The 17092-nt window shown below is 70.5% G+C and carries 14 protein-coding genes and 2 pseudogenes; 9 read left to right on the top strand and 7 right to left on the bottom strand.

The features are described from left to right. The first annotated feature begins 140 nt into the window (after positions 1 to 140). The 7 genes and pseudogenes from ACIQM0_RS04870 (at position 141) to ACIQM0_RS04840 (ending at position 8066) form a co-directional block, all read left to right on the top strand. Positions 141 to 1391 carry a sugar ABC transporter substrate-binding protein gene (locus ACIQM0_RS04870; RefSeq protein WP_401283593.1) on the top strand — a complete coding sequence of 417 codons (1251 nt, stop codon included), beginning with the start codon at positions 141 to 143 and terminating at the stop codon, positions 1389 to 1391. 5 nt (positions 1392 to 1396) lie between these two features. Next, positions 1397 to 2389: a carbohydrate ABC transporter permease gene (locus ACIQM0_RS04865; RefSeq protein WP_385037625.1), complete on the top strand. Its 993-nt coding sequence runs from the start codon at positions 1397 to 1399 to the stop codon at positions 2387 to 2389. After that, positions 2386 to 3300, top strand: coding sequence for a carbohydrate ABC transporter permease (locus ACIQM0_RS04860; protein ID WP_401283592.1), 915 nt, complete (start codon positions 2386 to 2388; stop codon positions 3298 to 3300). The genes ACIQM0_RS04865 and ACIQM0_RS04860 overlap by 4 nt, the downstream gene beginning before the upstream one ends. A gap of 116 nt (positions 3301 to 3416) precedes the next feature. After that, positions 3417 to 4619 (top strand): glycoside hydrolase family 1 protein, encoded by a 1203-nt coding sequence (locus ACIQM0_RS04855; RefSeq protein ID WP_401283590.1) that lies wholly within the window; start codon positions 3417 to 3419, stop codon positions 4617 to 4619. A gap of 204 nt (positions 4620 to 4823) precedes the next feature. Further along, a pseudogene (locus ACIQM0_RS04850) lies at positions 4824 to 5003 on the top strand (hypothetical protein); the annotation flags it as partial. Positions 5004 to 5146: 143 nt separating this feature from the next. After that, on the top strand, positions 5147 to 7270 hold the full coding sequence (locus ACIQM0_RS04845; protein WP_401284151.1) for a TPM domain-containing protein: 2124 nt from the start codon (positions 5147 to 5149) through the stop codon (positions 7268 to 7270). 82 nt (positions 7271 to 7352) lie between these two features. Next, complete coding sequence (locus tag ACIQM0_RS04840; protein WP_363027527.1) at positions 7353 to 8066, top strand: PspA/IM30 family protein; 714 nt, start codon at positions 7353 to 7355, stop codon at positions 8064 to 8066. Positions 8067 to 8099: 33 nt separating this feature from the next. Here ACIQM0_RS04840 and ACIQM0_RS04835 read toward each other — a convergent pair whose 3' ends face one another. The 7 genes and pseudogenes from ACIQM0_RS04835 to ACIQM0_RS04805 form a co-directional block, all read right to left on the bottom strand. After that, positions 8100 to 10670, bottom strand: a complete 2571-nt coding sequence (locus tag ACIQM0_RS04835; protein ID WP_401284149.1) for a SpoIIE family protein phosphatase — start codon at positions 10668 to 10670, stop codon at positions 8100 to 8102. 193 nt (positions 10671 to 10863) lie between these two features. Next, positions 10864 to 11292, bottom strand: coding sequence for an ATP-binding protein (locus ACIQM0_RS04830; protein ID WP_401283588.1), 429 nt, complete (start codon positions 11290 to 11292; stop codon positions 10864 to 10866). A gap of 191 nt (positions 11293 to 11483) precedes the next feature. Further along, positions 11484 to 11888, bottom strand: a complete 405-nt coding sequence (locus ACIQM0_RS04825) for a (deoxy)nucleoside triphosphate pyrophosphohydrolase (RefSeq protein WP_385037643.1) — start codon at positions 11886 to 11888, stop codon at positions 11484 to 11486. A gap of 63 nt (positions 11889 to 11951) precedes the next feature. Further along, positions 11952 to 12152 (bottom strand): SPOR domain-containing protein, encoded by a 201-nt coding sequence (locus tag ACIQM0_RS04820; RefSeq protein ID WP_401283586.1) that lies wholly within the window; start codon positions 12150 to 12152, stop codon positions 11952 to 11954. 203 nt (positions 12153 to 12355) lie between these two features. Continuing rightward, a pseudogene (locus ACIQM0_RS04815) lies at positions 12356 to 12799 on the bottom strand (hypothetical protein); the annotation flags it as partial. Between the two features lie 33 nt (positions 12800 to 12832). After that, positions 12833 to 13057: a hypothetical protein gene (locus ACIQM0_RS04810; protein ID WP_401283584.1), complete on the bottom strand. Its 225-nt coding sequence runs from the start codon at positions 13055 to 13057 to the stop codon at positions 12833 to 12835. A 258-nt stretch (positions 13058 to 13315) separates the two neighbouring features. Then, positions 13316 to 14068 (bottom strand): GntR family transcriptional regulator, encoded by a 753-nt coding sequence (locus tag ACIQM0_RS04805; RefSeq protein ID WP_362955739.1) that lies wholly within the window; start codon positions 14066 to 14068, stop codon positions 13316 to 13318. A 284-nt stretch (positions 14069 to 14352) separates the two neighbouring features. On the opposite strand from ACIQM0_RS04805, the gene ACIQM0_RS04800 reads away from it, so the two are divergent. Together ACIQM0_RS04800 and ACIQM0_RS04795 are read left to right on the top strand one after the other, a co-directional pair. After that, positions 14353 to 15771, top strand: a complete 1419-nt coding sequence (locus ACIQM0_RS04800; protein WP_401283582.1) for a glycoside hydrolase family 18 protein — start codon at positions 14353 to 14355, stop codon at positions 15769 to 15771. Between the two features lie 101 nt (positions 15772 to 15872). Continuing rightward, on the top strand, positions 15873 to 16985 hold the full coding sequence (locus tag ACIQM0_RS04795; RefSeq protein ID WP_401283580.1) for a threonine synthase: 1113 nt from the start codon (positions 15873 to 15875) through the stop codon (positions 16983 to 16985). Positions 16986 to 17092: the final 107 nt, after the last annotated feature.

Raw genomic sequence — 17092 nt, 5'->3', positions numbered from 1 at the left:
CAAGTTGAACATTCAGATGTCCAATACGTTGCACGAGTGTGACCTAGACCCCTCTTGCGGATTCCCGAATCTCTGCCGCACAGTGATGTATGCGCTTACAGGCAGCGCATACATCCGGATTGCTCAAGGAGGAGCCCTCCATGCCCCGCACCGCCAGAACCGCCTCCACCGGCATCGGTATAGCCGTCGTGCTCACTCTCGGTCTCACCGCGTGCGGCAGCTCCGGTGGCGACGACGTCGCCGCGGACAAGAAGCAGACGCTCACCGTCTGGGCCATGGGGGCCGAGGGCGAGAAGCTCGCGGATGTGGCCAAGGTCTACGAGAAGGCCAATCCGAACATCACCGTCAAGGTGACCCCGGTCGGCTGGGACGTCGCCCACCAGAAGCTGGTCTCCGCGGCCGCCGCCGGCAGCATGCCGGACGTGGCGCAGATGGGCGGCAGCTACCTGGGCGAGTTCTCCGAGCTCGGTGTTCTGGAGCCGGTCGACACCAAGTCCTTCCAGGAGAAGGACTTCTTCCCGTCCGGCTGGGAGCAGGGCGAGGTGGACGGCCAGGCGTACGGCGTGCCGTGGTACGTCGACACCCATGTCCTCTACTACCGCACCGACCTGGCCGAGCAGGCCGGCATCACCAAGGCTCCGACCGACTGGAAGGAGATGCAGGACCTCGCCACCGCCTACCAGAAGAAGGCGGGCACCAAGTGGGGCCTGTCCATCCAGCCCAGCGGCCTGGACACGGTGCAGAACTTCTACTCCTTCCTGTACTCGGCCGGCGGCGAGATCGTCAACGACAAGGGCGAGGCCGTCATCGACAGCCCCGAGGCCGTCAAGGCGCTCAAGGAGTACGGCTCGTACTTCTCCAAGGGGCTCTCCAACAAGTCCGTGCAGCCCGGCTACGACGTGGTGAAGGACTTCGGCAACGGCCGCGTCCCGATGTTCTTCGGCGGCCCCTGGCACGTCACCCTGCTGAACGAGGGCCAGCCGCAGCTCAAGGGCAAGTGGGCGGTGGCCAACGTCCCCGCCGACAAGTCCTCCGTCTCCATGGCCGGCGGCTCCTCCCTGGTGATCTCCAAGGACAGCGAGCACAAGGCCGCGGCCACCCGGTTCATCAAGTACCTGACGGACACCAAGGGCCAGGCCGACTGGTACAAGCGCACCAAGGACCTGCCGGCCAACACCTCCGCCTGGACCTCCGGTGACCTCGCCGACGACAACGATCTGCAGATCTTCAAGAAGCAGATGGACACGGCCAAGTCCTCCCCGTCGCTGCCCAACTGGACCGAGGTCACCGACAAGGTCGACCAGGCCATCGCGAAGGTGACCCAGGGCAAGGCTTCCGCCGAGGACGCGCTGAAGACGGCGCAGTCCCAGATCGAAGGCCTCGTGAAGTAGGAGCCATGAGCACCACGACCGGAAAGGCCGCAGAGTCGGCCAAGGTGCAGGCCGGACCGGGGACCGCGGAGTCCCCGGCCGCCGGGCCCAAGGGTTCGCGTATGCGCAGGAAGCCCTCGTTGGGTATGCAGAACATGGCCGGCTGGCTGTTCTCCACTCCCTTCCTGGTTCTCTTCCTCGTGTTCATGGCCGTCCCGATCATCGCCACCCTGGTGATGAGCTTCACGGACTTCGGGCTGCGCAACGTGACGCACCCGCTGGACGCGAACTTCATCGGGTTCGAGAACTACACCAAGCTGTTCAGTGACGAGAAGTTCCTCAAGTCGCTTTTCAACACGGCGTACTTCGTGGTCGTCGGCGTCCCGCTGACGATCCTCCTCGGACTGGTCGTCGCCGTACTGCTGAACAACGGCATCGACCGGGCCCGGACCTTCTTCCGCGTCGGCTTCTACGCCCCGGTCGTCACCACCATCGTCGCCGTCGCCGTCGTCTGGCGCTTCGTGCTGGACCCGAGCGACGGTCTCGTCGCGGGCCTCTTCTCCGAAGTGGGCCTCACCGCTCCGGACTTCCTGGGCTCCGAGACGCTCGCCATGCCGTCGATGATCGCGATGGCGGTCTGGCGCAACGTCGGCACGGTCATGGTGCTCTTCATCGCGGGCCTGCAGGCCATCCCCACCGAGGTGCGGGAAGCGGCGCGGCTGGACGGCGCCGGCCTCTGGCAGGAGTTCAGGGGCATCACCGTCCCGCTTCTGCGGCCCACGATGCTCTACGCCACCGTGATCACCACGATCGGCTACCTCAACGTCTTCGAGGAGCCCTTCGTGATGACGCAGGGCGGGCCCTCGGACTCGACGCTCACCGTCTCGCTGAACATGTACCGCGAGGGCTTCAACTTCTTCCACATGGGCTATGCGAGCGCCATGGCGTATGTCCTCTTCGTAGTGATCATGGGCATCACGGTGCTGCAGCTCCGACTGCTGAAGGACAACACGAAATGAGCGCCACCAATGCACCGGGCGCCGTCTCGACGGCGCCGTCGAAGAAGCCCGACGGGGACGACCGGCCGAAGGTCGGGGTCAAGCAGCCCAGGTCCGTGAAGCGGATCTTCGTCTACGTCCTGCTCTCGCTCGGTCTGCTGATCATGTCGGCGCCGTTCCTGTGGATGGCCCTCTCCTCGTTCAAGACGACGAGCGAACTGACCGCGAGCCCGCCGGTCTGGATCCCGACCGAATGGACCCTGGACAACTTCCGGGACCTGCTCGACAAGCTCGATCTGCCGCTGTACTTCATGAACTCGGTGATCGTGGCGGTGCTGGTCACCGTGTCGAACCTGGTGTTCTGCTCGATGCTCGGGTACGCCCTGGCCAAGCTGAGGTTCGCGGGCCGCAACAAGATCTTCGGTCTGGTTCTCGGCGCCCTCATGGTGCCCGGCAACCTGATGCTGCTGCCGCTCTTCGTCCTGATGAGCAAGCTCCAGCTGATCGACTCGTACGCCGGGCTGGTCCTGCCCTTCGCCGCCGGGGCGTTCGGTGTCTTCCTCATGCGCCAGTTCATGCAGTCGATCCCGGACGAGCTGCTGGAAGCGGCCCGGATGGACGGCGCCGGCGAGTGGTACATCTTCTGGCGCATCGTGATACCGCTGGTGAAGCCCGCCCTGGCGACGCTGTCGATCTTCACGTTCCTCGGTTCCTGGAACAACTTCGTCTGGCCGCTCATCGCGACCAACGACCCCGACAAGTACACCCTTCCGGTCGCCCTGGCCACCTTCGCCACCGACCCGAACAAGGCGGGTGGATCCAACGGCATGCTGATGGCCGGTTCCTTCCTGATCGTGCTGCCGGTCCTGGTCGTGTTCATCGCGCTCCAGCGGCACTTCACCCAGGGCATCGCCACCGCCGGCATGAAGTAGTCCGTTCCCGGGGGCGGCCCTGCCCCGCCCCCGGCCGCCGCATCGGCACGTACGAGGCCGCGCGCCCCACATCCCGCCGGCCACACCCCTTCCCGCACCCAGAAAGACAGTTTGCGATGACTCACACCCAGGTCCCGTTCCCCGAAGGCTTCCTGTGGGGTGCCTCCACGGCCGCCCACCAGATCGAGGGCAACAACACCAACAGCGACTGGTGGGTCAAGGAGCACACCGCGGGCACCCACATCCAGGAGCCCAGCCTGGACGCCTGCGACAGCTACCACCGCTGGCACGAGGACATGGACGTGCTGGCCGGGCTGGGCTTCACCGACTACCGGTTCTCCATCGAGTGGGCCCGTATCGAGCCCGCCGAGGGGCAGTTCTCCCGGGCCGAGCTCGCCCACTACCGCCGCATGGTCGAGGGCGCCATCGAGCGCGGTCTGCGTCCCATGATCACCCTGCACCACTTCACCGTGCCGCAGTGGTTCGAGGCCCGTGGCGGCTTCACCGCCGAGGGCGCGACCGAGCTGTTCGCCCGCTACGTCGCGGCCTGCGCACCGGTGATCAGCGAAGGCGTCAGCCACGTCTGCACCATCAACGAGCCGAACATGATCGCCGTGATGGCGGGCCAGGCCAAGCGCGGCGACATCGGCTTCCCGCCCGCCGGTCTGCCGACCCCCGACGACGAGACCAGCCAGGCCGTCATCGCCGCCCACCACGCGGCCGTCAAGGAGGTCAAGGCGATCAACGCCGACATCCAGGTCGGCTGGACCATCGCCAACCAGGTCTACCAGGCCCTCCCCGGCGCCGAAGAGGTCACCGCGGCCTACCGCCACCCCCGCGAGGACATCTTCATCGAGGCCGCCCGCGGCGACGACTGGATCGGGGTGCAGTCCTACACCCGGACCAGGATCGGCCCGGACGGACCGATCCCCACCGCCGACGACGTGGAGCGCACCCTCACGCAGTGGGAGTACTACCCCTCCGCCGTCGGCCACGCGCTGCGCCACACCGCCGAGGTCGTCGGCCGCGACGTCCCGCTGATCGTGACCGAGAACGGCATCGCGACCGACGAGGACAGCCGCCGGATCGACTACTACACCGGTGCGCTGAACGAGGTCGCCTCCGCCATCCAGGACGGCCTGCGCGTCGAGGGCTACCTCGCGTGGAGCGCCCTGGACAACTACGAGTGGGGCTCCTACGCGCCGACCTTCGGCCTCATCGGCTGGGACCCGGAGACCTTCGAGCGGCTGCCGAAGCCGTCCGCCGCCTGGCTGGGCGAGATGGGCCGCACCCGCACGCTGCCGCGTATCGCCGGCTGACGTCGGCCCCCTGACCGGGAACTCCTGACGGTTCCCGACCGTGCGGGGACCGGCGGTACCTGACGGCCGCCGGACCTCGCGCCGATCCACCCGGCGTGGCCCGAGCCTCACAGCTCGGGCCACGCCGGCAGCCACACCCGAAACCGGCGCCGCGGGCGCAGCACCACCCTCCGGGCGGCTCTCCTCCGCCGTATCCGGGTTCCGGACTCCGTCAACCTCTCCACCGGACGGGTCAGCGACTGCCGGCTCGCCCTCGACCAGGGGATGATCGCCGCAGCCCTGGCCCAGGCGATCCGGCCGTGGCTCCTCCAGCAGCCGTTCCGGACCGGCGGGTTCCGTTCCCGGGTCCGGCCGCTGCTCGCCAAGGAGCGCTCCAGCATCTGAGCCCCGCGCGGGACCGCCCGACGCGGCCGGGGAGGGTGGCCCGCCATGGGCCACCTCTCCGGCTCGCGGGTCACCGAACGTGGATCATCTCCGGCTCGCGGGTCACCGAACGTGGACATAGCCTCACAAACGTGATCTCGCCTGTGAGCCGAACCCGGACCCTCATACCGGGCCGGGCCCTGCTCGCCGTCCTGATGGCGGTGTGCTGGCTGGCCCTTCCCGCCGCGCTGACCGCACGCGCCGAGGACCCCGTCACGCTGTCCAGGGACGGACAGATCACCGACAAGGTCGGCGCGCTGGGAAACCGCAGGGCCCAGGTCGTCTCCGCACTCGACCAGCTCTACGACAAACGCCGCGTCCAGCTCTTCGTGGCGTACGTCCGTGACTTCTCCGGACGGTCCGCACAGAGCTGGGCCGATGACACGGCCAACCGCAACGGGCTCGGACGCGACGACATCCTGCTCGCCGTCGCCACCCACGACCGGCAGTACGCGTACTCGGTCGACCAGGACTCCCGCTTCACCGACGCCCAGCTCCACGACGTGGCGAGCACCGCCATCGAGCCGGCGCTCAGGGAGAACGACTGGGCGGGGGCCGCGATCGGGGCCGCCAACGGCTACTCAGCCGTCCTGACCGGCGCGGCCGTGCCCACTCCGACGATCACCCCGGGGGCCGACGACCCGGGGACGGGGAACTCCGGTGGGACGAGCGTCGGGGACCTGGTCCTGCCGATCGTGGTCGTCGTCGGAGCCGGGGCGGCGGCCGCCTACGCGTACACCCGGCGCAAGCGGCGTACCGCCACCCGTACGACGCCCGGTGCGACCGGCTGGGGGCCGGGAGGCACCGGCCGGAGCACGCCACCGGAACCGCCCACTCCGCTGCCGGAGCTCGACGCACGGGCCAAGGAGACGCTGGTCGACACGGACGACGCGGTCCGCACCAGCGACGAGGAGCTCGGATTCGCCACGGCCCAGTTCGGCGAAGAGGCCGCGGCACCGTTCACCGAGGCCGTCGCCTACGCCAAGGGCGAGCTGACGGCCGCGTTCCGGTTGCGCCAGCAGCTCGACGACGCCTTCCCCGAGGACGACGCCACCCGCCGGCAGATGCTGGACGAGATCATCAGCCGCTGCGAGGACGCCAACGCGCGCCTGGACGCGGTCTCCGAGGACTTCGACCGGCTCCGCGCGCTCGAACGCAACGCCCCGCAGGCAGTCGCCGCGGCCGAGACCGCGTTCCGCTCGCTCGCCGGCCGGGCCTCGGCGGCAGAGGCGACCCTGGCCTCGCTGCGCAGCCGTTACGCGGAGTCGGCCTCGGCCCCCGTCGCCGGCGACATCGAACAGGCCAAGGACCGGCTCGTCTTCACGACGTCGTCGCTCAATCAGGCCCGGCAGGCGGTGGACGGCGGTGACAGCGCCGCCGCCGCGGTGTACGTACGGGCCGCCGAGGGCGCGGTCGGCCAGGCGGCCACCCTCGTCGACGCCGTCGACCGGCGCGCCCGGGAGGTCGAGGAGGCGGCGGGCAAGCTGCCGGCCGCGCTCACCGAGACGGAGACGGACCTGGCCGACGCGGGCGGGCTGCTGGAAGGCACCGCCGAAGGGGTGTCCACGGCGGACCTCCGGGGCCGGATCGCCCGTGCGCGGTCCGTGGTCCGCGATGTCCGGGAGGAGCTACGGGCCGGTCCGTACGACCCGATCGACGCGCTGCGCAGGGTGGAGGAGGCGGACGCCGCCCTGGACGAGGCGCTGGCCGGTGCGCGCGAGCAGGAGCAGGGAAACCGGCGGGCCCGCTCGCTCCTCGACCAGGCGATGCTCACCGCGCGCTCGGCGATCGGCGCCGCCGCCGACTACATCAGCACCAACCGGGGAGCGGTCGGCAGCCAGGCCCGGACCCGGCTGGCGGAGGCGCAGCGAAGGCTGGAGCGGGCCCGCGAGCTGGCCGGTGCGGATGACGCGCAGGGGGCACTGGCCGAGGCGCACCAGGCGGACTCGCTGGCCAGGCAGGCCCAGGGCGCGGCCGAGCAGGACGTGCGGGCGTACGGGAACAGAAACGGTCCGGGCGGTCCACAGGGCGGCGGGGGCATGGGGGGTGCGGTCCTCGGCGGGATCCTCCTCGGCGGGCTCCTGGGCGGGGGCGGCCGAGGAGGCGGGTTCGGGGGCGGATTCGGCGGGGGCGGCCTCGGCGGCGGGGGGTTCGGCGGGGGCGGCGGGCCGGGCAGCTTCGGCGGCGGGGGCACCCGTGGCCGACGGGGCGGTGGCGGCCGGTTCTGACCGCCCCGCACACGGCGGCAGGGTGCGGATCACTCGTACCACCAGGACGCATACGCAGCACTGGACACACTGGAGAGGTGCCATGACCAAGCAGACCGTTCTCGGACGCGTCACCCAGCTGGCGAAGGCCAACATCAACGCGCTGCTCGACCAGGCCGAGGATCCGCAGAAGATGCTGGACCAGCTGATCCGCGACTACACGACCAACATCTCGGAGGCCGAACAGGCCGTGGCCGCCACGATCGGCAATCTGCGGCTGATGGAGGAGGACCACCGGGAGGATGTCGGGGCCGCCAAGGAGTGGGGCGAGAAGGCCCTCGCCGCCAGCCGGAAGGCGGACGAGCTGCGGGCGGCCGGATCGGCGGCCGACGCCGACAAGTTCGACAACCTGGCCAAGGTCGCGCTCGGCAGGCAGCTCCAGTCGGAGAAGGAGGCGAGGACCGCGGAGCCCACCATCGCCTCGCAGACGGAGGTGGTGGACAAGCTCAAGTCCGGCCTGGACCAGATGAAGGCCAAGCTGGCGGAGCTGAAGTCCAAGCGGGACGAGCTGGTCGCACGGGCCAAGTCCGCCCAGGCGCAGAACCAGATGATGGACTCCGTCAAGAACATCAACGTCCTCGACCCGACCAGTGAGATCAGCCGGTTCGAGGACAAGGTGCGGCGCGAGGAGGCGAAGGCGGTGGGGAAGCAGGAGCTTGCCGCGTCGTCCCTGGACGCCCAGTTCGAGCAGTTGGACACGCTGGGGGCCAGCGCCGAGGTCGAGGCGCGTCTCGCCGCGCTGAAGACGGCCTCATGAGTCCGGGCCTCTCGGGCCCGGTCGGGGCCCTGTTCAGAACATGCTCAGAAGCTCCTCGACCGAGCGCTCCGCGGCCGGCCGGCCGTCGGGCAGCGGCAGTTCGAACCAGACCGTCTTGCCCCGCGGCGTCCGCCTCGATCCCCAGGCCGCGCTCAGCAGCCCGACCAGTTGCAGACCGCGACCGCCCTCGTCCGTGTCGCGTGCCCGCCGTCGTCGCGGCTGGACGAGACCCGCGTCCCACACCTCGCACACGAGAGTGCGGTCGCGCAGCAGCCTGAGCCGGATCTCGCCCTCGCCGTACCGCAGGGCGTTGGTGACCAGCTCGCTGACGAGCAGTTCGGTGGTGTCCACCAGGTCGTCGAGGTCCCAGGCGAGCAACTGGCCGCGGGCGAGCTCGCGGGCGCGGCCGACCGAGCGGGGTTCCGGGGGCAGCCGCCAGTCGCCAACGGCCTCGACCGGCAGCCCCTGTATGCGGGCCATCAGCAGGGCGATGTCGTCCTCGCCGTGGCGGGTGTCGAGGGTGCTCAGCACCCGGTCGCAGACGTCCTCGAGAGGCCGCGCGGATTCGACGAGGGCGCCGCGCAACGCTTCGAGACCCTCGTCCAGCGGATGGTCCCGGGACTCGACGAGGCCATCGGTGTAGAGGGCGAGGAGGGCGCCCTCCTTGAGTTCGACCGCGACTTCCTCGAAGGGTTCGCCGCCGACGCCGAGCGGCATCCCGGGCGGGACGTCGAGCAGCAGCGCCGGTTCACCCGGCTCGACCACGACGGGGGGAAGATGGCCGGCGTTGGCGAAGGTGCACCGCCGGGTGACCGGGTCGTAGACGGCGTAGATGCAGGTCGCCAGATAGACCTCGGAGAGGTCCGCCTCCCGGGACTTGTGGGCGGCCCGCGAGGGCCACTGGGCGCCGCCGATCCCGTCGGACGAAGTGCTGCCCCCGGGGCTGCCGAGGCCCCGGGCGACTTCGTCGAGCGCGGAGAGCACCTCGGCGGGTTCCAGGTCGAGGAGGGCCAGGGTCCGCACCGCGGTCCGCAGTTCCCCCATCGCCACCGCGGCGCGCAGCCCGCGTCCCATCACATCGCCGACGACGAGGGCGGTGCGGTGCCCGGGGAGCTCGATGACGTCGAACCAGTCGCCGCCCACCTCGGTCGCCGTGTTGCCGGGCAGATAGCGGCAGGCGATGTCGAGGCCGACGGCCTCGGGGTCGCCGGGGGGCAGCAGGCTGCGCTGGAGTATCAGGGCGCGCTCGTGCTCACGCCGGTAGAGGCGGGCGTTGTCGATACAGACGGCGGCGCGGGCGGCGAGTTCGGTGGCCAGGGCCCGGTCCCGCTCGCCGAAGGGCTCGCTGCCCTTCGTACGGGAGAACTGCACGAGGCCCACCACGGTGTCGTGGGCGACCATCGGCACGGCGAACGTGGACTGGACGAATCCGCGGTCGTCGCCGGGTACGTCCTCGACATGGCCGGTGCGCAGGGCCACGGCGCAGGGCGAGTTGAACGGGTAGCGGTGCACCGCGCCGAGCGCGGGCGGTCCGGCGGCCGTCCCGGCGGGCGGGGCGTCACCGGCGAGGCCGGGGTCGGTGTCGGGCATGGCGTCCGACACGGCGCTGGCGAAGGCGACGCGGCGCAGTTCGGCGGAGCCGCCGACCGCTTCCTGGCGCAGGGAGCTCCAACTGCCCGGCGGCGCCTCCTCGCCGGTGACCAGCGCCTGGTAGAGGTCGACGGACGCGAGGTCGCAGAAGCCCGGTACGGCGACGTCGAGGAGTTCGCGTGCGGTGGTCTCCAGGTCGAGGGAGTTGCCGATGCGTGCGCTGGCCTCGTTGAGCAGCGCGAGGTTGCGCCTGGCGCTGGCCGCCTCGCGGGCGGCGATATGGCGCCGGGTGACGTCGGTGGCCAGTCCGGCGACGCCGATGGGGCGGCCCGTTCCGCTGTGCACCCGGTAGAGGTTCATCGACCAGTGGCGGCGCTCCGTGTCACCCGGGGCGGTGCCGACGAGCTGGAGGTCGGTGACGGATTCGCCGGTCGCCAGGACGCGGCTGAGGGTGGCGGCCAGCCGGTCGGCCTCCGTACCGGCGAGATAGTCGTCAACGGTGCGGCCGCGGTGGTCGTCGGCCCGGCCGCCGAAGACGGTGGCGAAGCGATCGTTGGCCCGCAGAACGGTGAAGTCGGTGTCGAACAGCACGAAACCGAAGGGAGATTGACCGAAAATCGCCTGCGAGGCAGCGAGGTCCGTCTCGATGCCGCGGAGCGCGCGGACGTCCACGACAATGCAGACTGCGGCCCGTTCGCCCGTAGCCGTCTCACTCGGCATCACATAGATCTCGGCGAGCCCGTGCAGTCCGTCCTCGCCCGGCATCCGGAAGGGGACGAGGCCCGTCCACTCCTTGCCGTCGAGCACCTCGCCGATCCGGCGATGCCCGTCGCGGCGCAGCTCGCCGGGCATGAAGGCCTCGACCGGGTCCTTGCCCACCGCCTGGTGGGCGGCAACGCCAAAGAGGCCGGCGGCCCGGCGGCTCCACTGCTCGATCAGACCATCGGGGCCGATCGAGAAGGAGGCGACCCTGATGTAGTCGTAGATCGAGCCAGGCGGACTGCTCTGCCACACGACGTCGCCCGCTGTCCCAGGTATTTCGCTCACGCGACCGTCCCCTCCAGCTCACACACCGGACCGGTCCTGCCCGCAGTATTCAGCACTACGGCCCTCACCGACACGGCGTTCACGATCACAGCACGGTCTCAGTCCCTTTCAGCCAGGTTCTGTATGACCTCTGGTGATCGCCGACCGTCCCACCCCACTCCTAACCAGGCAGGGCCAGCTCGAACCACACCGTCTTCCCACTCTTTCCGTGCCGGATCCCCCAACGCCGGGCGGAACAGGCCACGAGTTGCAGTCCCCTGCCGCCTTCGTCATCGGGTCCCGCCGTACGTTCGGTGGGCGGATCCGGAAGCGGATCGGAGACTTCCACCAGCAGGCCGGGGTGAACGGCGGGGCCGTCACCGTCGAGACGAGGGCGCACCAGTCGCACGTCGATCGGCCCCGAGGCATAGCGCATGGAGTTGGTCACCAGCTCGCTGACCAGGAGTACAGCCACATCCCCGACCGCCGCGTCGAGTCCCCAGCCGCACAGCGTCTCGTGGACGGCGTGCCGGGCCGTGCGCACGGCACCGGGAACAGCCGGAAAGCTCCACTCGGCGCGGTCGCCTTCGGTATCGATCACGCCGATCACTTCCCAAGACCAGCAGCGGGGAACGTCCTGTTTACGGGGGTTAAACATGACATACCCGATATTCATCACGGGATACCGCACGGAGCCGACACGTGGGGCGTACGGGTGTAAGGCCATGCGCACGAACGGGTGTGCGCGCAGAGAAAGGGCGCACGGGCCCATCGGTGCGCGCCGCACGGCAGGCACCCCGCTCAGTGGTGTGCGCCGCCAGGCAGTCGCCGTACGGCTTCGGCGACGGCGGGCCGGTCCTGATCCAGCCAGTCGACGGTGTCGCTCTCGCCGGGGCCGAGCCAGCGCAGCTCGTCGTGGTCCTCGAGCGGCGCGGGCACGCCGGACACCAGACGGGCCGTCCACACCCGGAGCACATAGCCGGGCTTCAGCGGCCACTCACCGGGGATGCGCTCCAGTGGCTCCGCCTCGATGCCGAGCTCCTCGCGGAGTTCGCGCACGAGCGCCTGCTCGCCGCTCTCCCCCGGCTCCACCTTGCCGCCGGGCAGTTCCCAGCGGCCGGCCAGCTCGGGCGGGGCGCTACGGCGCGCGGCGAGCAGCCGCCCCCGGTCGTAGACAGCCCCGGCCACCACCACGCGATCACTCATGCACCGGAGCGTAGTACCCGGCTCCGGCCGGACCGGAGGCGCGACCCCGGCCTGACCGGCGCACTACGGCCGCGCGGTCTGCCCGACGCGCTCGACCCAGTAGAGCTGCTCGTGTCCGCGTTCATCGAGCTTGTCGGCGGTCCGCTGCGCCTCGTCCTGCGTGGCGTACCTGCCCACGCGGTAGCGGCTGCCGTTGTCGTCCTGCCGTATCACCAGCCACGGGAGCACGGCACCGCTGTCGCTCATCGTGCTCTTCCCGAGCATTGCGCCCCTCCCCTGAACGGCGTGCATGTTTCTAAGGATCCCCAGGAAACCGCAGTACGCATATGCCCGAGCGTACGCCTGACCTTCACGGAACGAATACGCAATTGCACAAAGAGATACGGATCCGGCCAGGAGTGGACCAACTCCAGGGGGCGCATCCAACTGGATGCGCCCCCTGGTCGGTTCGCGCCGCACCGGACGCCCTACGCCTCCGCGCGCAGCACCGGCATCGGCATCGGCATGAGGACCGGGACACCGGCCGGCTCCTTGCGGCAGATGTCCCCGCACTCCGCGTCCAACGAGCAGCAGAGCGAGCAGATCGGCCCGGACCGCACGGGGCAGTCGGCGATGTCCGGCAGCTCGTAGGCCGTTTCGCAGACCGAGCAGGTGTGGGTGGCGGTGATGTCCGCGACCTCGACTCCCGGACCGTTCACCGGATTGGGGCGGGCCAGGTAGTACCTGCCCCGGGCCGCCCAGACGATCAGCGGACAGAGGGTCAGCGAGAGCCCGGCCGCGAGGAACGTGGAGAAGGCTTCCGCGTAGGTACCGAACAGTCCGAAGAAGGCGAGGATCGAGACGGCGGAGGCGATCACCATCGCGCCGAATCCCGCCGGGTTCACCGCGTACAGACAGGCCCGTTTCAACTCGCCGATCGAGGCGCCAATCGCGAAGTCGGCCAGCTAGGCGATCCCGCCGAGCGCGGTGCCCGCGACCACGCCGGGCGACCAGCGCCGATACGAGTGCGGTGCGTAGCGGAGGGAGTAGTCCTCGCGGCTCTCGTCGGCGGCGAGCCTCGCGTAACTGCGCCTGGGCGGCGGGGCGTCGGCTCCGCCCTCCGGACCCCCCGGGGCGGCAGCAGCCGCCTCGGGAGGTCCGGCCGTCTTGAGTGGGGCTGTGTCCGTCATCGGTGACTTCCCGTTCGGCAGTCCGGCGTGCGGTTCGAACGGGAAGTTAGGAGCAGGACATGACAAGCCAGCGCGGGTGACGATTGCCCGGCTGTCAAGGGACCGGAGCGGGCGTTAACTTGTCGTCACGGGCGCCGGACGGGCGCCGCCGGGTATCGGTCACCTGACAGGAATCACACCTCCGGGCTCGGTGCGCCCAGCAGGAACAGCGCTTCCGCGTACGGGCCGTCGGCCACGGACGCGGCCTTCGCCGGCCGGTCACCTGACCGGCAGGTGGTAGGCGATCCGGTAGCGATCGGCGGGCACCACCACATCGGCGGTCTCGACCGGCCGCCCCGATGCGTAGTACGTGCGCTCGATCACCATCACGACGTGCCCCGGCACCCCGCCGAGCGCCAGGAGCTCCTCCGCCAGCCCCGGGCGTGCGCCGACCTGCTCGGCCACGTTGTCCACGACCACGTCGATCGCGGCCATCCGCTCGACCACCCCGCAGCCGCCCAACGGGCCCTCCTCCGGCAGCATCACCGGCGTGCGCCCCGTGACCGCGAGGGTCTCCCAGGAGGTCGAGAGCATCATCGGCTCGCCCGCCTCCCGGAACACGTAGCGCGTCCGCATGACACGGTCGCCCGGCTCGATCCCGAGCCGTTCGGCGATCTCCGGGCTCGCCCCCTCCTGTTCGCTCCGGGACTCCCAGGTCCCCCGCGCCCCCTCCGCCGTCTGCTCCTGCCGGAACGGGCTGGCGCCGGTCTCCGAACGGAAGCCGGAGCGGGCGATCCGGCGCGGGACCGGGCGCTCGCGCACATACGTACCGGAGCCCGAGCGGCCCTCGACCAGCCCCTCCGCCATCAGCACCTTGCGCGCTTCCAGCGCGACGGTGTCGGAGACCCCGTACTCCTCGCGGATCCGCGCCTGCGACGGCAATCGCGTATGCGGCGGCAGCGAACCGTTGACGATCTTCTCTCTCAGATCGCCGGCAACGCGCAGATAGGCGGGCTGCTCACCGAAAGTCACAGGCCACTCCCCAAGAGGTTGACAGACTGCAACAGCGTCGCAACCGTCGGTTCCGGACCGCAAGCGCAGGCCAGAGATTCACTCGAAGTGATGATTCGCCCCCGACGTGCGCATACCCGGCGCGAGCCGCCGGGGCGCGTGCGACCACCCCCCGCCACGCCCCCGGCGCGCGACTCGGGGCCGTATTCGCCTCACCCCTTGACCTGATTTGGTCCAGACCAATAACTTCCTCTCCACACAGCACGGCTCACGCACCTCTCGGCACACGTACAGGAATGGGCCCCATGCGTCGAAGAACCCTGTCCGCGCTGGCAATTGCCGCCTGCGCCCTCTCGTTGGCAACAGCCGTCACCCCCACCGCCAACGCCGCCGGGCACGGCAAGAACCTCGGCACGGACCAGAGCACGAGTCACACCAAGGACCGCGGGAGCGGCGGTCACCACACCTCCGCTCCCGCCTACAAGCGCGTCGGGTACTTCACCCAATGGGGCGTCTACGGGCGCGACTTCCAGGTCAAGGACCTGGAGACGAGCGGTACGGCGGCCGGGCTCACCCACGTCAACTACTCCTTCGGCAACGTCGGCGCCGACGGCAAGTGCTTCACCGGCAACGTTCCGGGCGAGGCGGACGCGTGGGCGGACTACGTCCGTCCGCTGGACGCCGCAGGCTCGGTGGACGGCGTCGCCGACACCGACGAGCAGGCCCTCGCGGGCAACTTCAACCAGTTGCGCGAACTCAAGGCCAGGCATCCCGGGCTCAAGGTGATGATCTCGCTGGGCGGCTGGAGCTGGTCCACCCACTTCTCGGACGCGGCCCGCACCGCGGCCTCCCGCAAGGCGTTCGTCTCCTCCTGCATCGACCTGTACATCAAGGGAAACCTGCCGCTGGACGGGACCCGGGGCGGGCAGGGCGCCGCGGCCGGCCTCTTCGACGGGGTCGACATCGACTGGGAGTGGCCGGGATCCGCCGGTGACACCGACACGGTGTACCGGCCAGAGGACAAGCGGAACTTCACCGCCCTGGTGCACGAGTTCCGCACCCAGCTCGACGCCTACGCGAAGAGCCAGAAGGGCCAGAAGGGCCGGGGCCACGGCTCGAAGCCCAAGCACTACGACCTCTCGGCGTTCGTCCCCGCGTCCCCCGAGAAGATCGACGCGGGCTTCGACGTCCCGCGCATCATGCGGGACTTCGACTTCGTGAACCTCCAGGGTTACGACTTCCACGTCTCGGGCGAGAAGACCACCGCCCAGCAGTCCGCGCTGTACGCGAAGGGCGACTTCAGCGTCGACCGGACCGTGCGCGACTGGCTGAAACGCGGCGCCCCGGCCCGCAAGCTGGTGATGGGAATGCCGTTCTACGGTCAGGGCTGGACCGGTGTGACCGGCGGCGGTGACGGCCTGGGCCGGCCCGCCGCGGGGCCCGCACCCGGCACCTGGGCCGCAGGCTACGAGGACTACAAGGCCCTCAAGAAGCTGGCCGAATCCGGTACGTACAAGGTCCACCGCAACGTCCGGGACGGCAGCGCCTGGCTGTTCGACGGCACCACACTGTGGACGTACGACGACCCGCAGGTCCTGCGCACCAAGACCGCCTACATCCGCGACCACCGGCTCGGCGGTGCGATGTTCTGGTCACTGGACGGGGACACGGACGACGGCGAGCTGATGGCCACCGTCGACCGAGGGCTGTCCGGGCGGCGGTAGGAGCTCGCACGGATCCGGAATGTGCGGGTCCGGGGTGGCTGCGACCGCGCGGCCACCCCGGGCCCCTGTCACCGGTCCCGGGCTCCCGCCCTCCTGCTGACATGCTGGCTGCCATGGCCACCGCATACCGCTGCCCGCAGGACGGAACCCGTGCCGACGTCGCTTCGCTGACCTGGTGCTGCCCGGTCTGCCGCGGCCCCTGGGACCTCGACTTCGAGGTCTCGGGGCCCCTCCGTCCCGCGACCCTGTCCGGCCGGGTCAACTCCCTCTGGCGCTACGAGGAGGTGCTGCCGCTCGCGTCGCCCACGACCACCCTGGGCGAGGGCCGCACCCCACTCGTGCCGCTCACCGGCACGGTCTCGGCCAAACTCGACTTCCTCATGCCGACGCTCTCCTTCAAGGACCGCGGCGCGGTGATGCTCGCCGAACTGGCCCGCCGTCTCGCACCCGAGCGCGTGGTGGCCGACAGCAGCGGCAACGCGGGCACCGCCGTCGCCGCCTACTGCGCCCGCGCCGGGCTGCCCTGCACCGTGTACGTCCCCGAGGGCACGTCCCCGAAGAAGACCGAGCAGATCCGGGCCCATGGAGCCCGGTTGGACATCGTCCCCGGGGACCGCGAGTCGACCGCCCTGGCCGCCCGGGCCGCCGCCGACGCACCCGGCACCTTCTACGCCTCGCACGTCTTCAACCCGTACTTCCTGCACGGCACGAAGACCTACGTGTACGAGCTGTGGGAGGACCTCGGCGGCAGGCTCCCCGACGCGATGGCCGTACCCGTCGGCAACGGCACCCTGCTCCTCGGCGCGGCGCTGGCCGTCGCGGAGCTCCGTGCCCAGGGCCTGATCGACACCGTTCCGGCCCTGATCGCCGTGCAGGCCGAGGCCGTCTCCCCGTTGGCCGCCGCCTTCCACGCCGGGGCGGACGTACTCCCCGACACCCCGCCCGGCGCCGTCTCCCCCACCCTCGCCGAGGGCATCGCCATTCCGCGTCCGCCGCGGGCGCGGGCGATCCTGGCGGCGGTGCGCGAGTCGGGCGGCACCTTCCTGACCGTGACCGAGGATCAGATCCGGGACGCACAGCGGGATCTGGCGGCCCGCGGCTTCTACGTGGAGACGACAGGCGTCGCCTGCTGGGCCGCGGTCGGTGGCTGGACGGACCGCAGCGTCGTCGTACCGCTGTGCGGCGCGGGCCTCAAGACGGGGCTCGCGGCCTGAGCCGGGCCACTCCCGTGCCCTGGGGCACACCGCTTGCTGCCGGATCCTGGTTCGGCCGGCTGCCTCATCAGCCGTTCACCCGCGCGCCGCGCGCCGCCGTGCCGGTT

The organism is Streptomyces sp. NPDC091387 (assembly GCF_044756945.1).
Taxonomy (GTDB): Bacteria; Actinomycetota; Actinomycetes; order Streptomycetales; family Streptomycetaceae; genus Streptomyces.
This window is presented reverse-complemented; position numbering and strand designations above follow the sequence as displayed.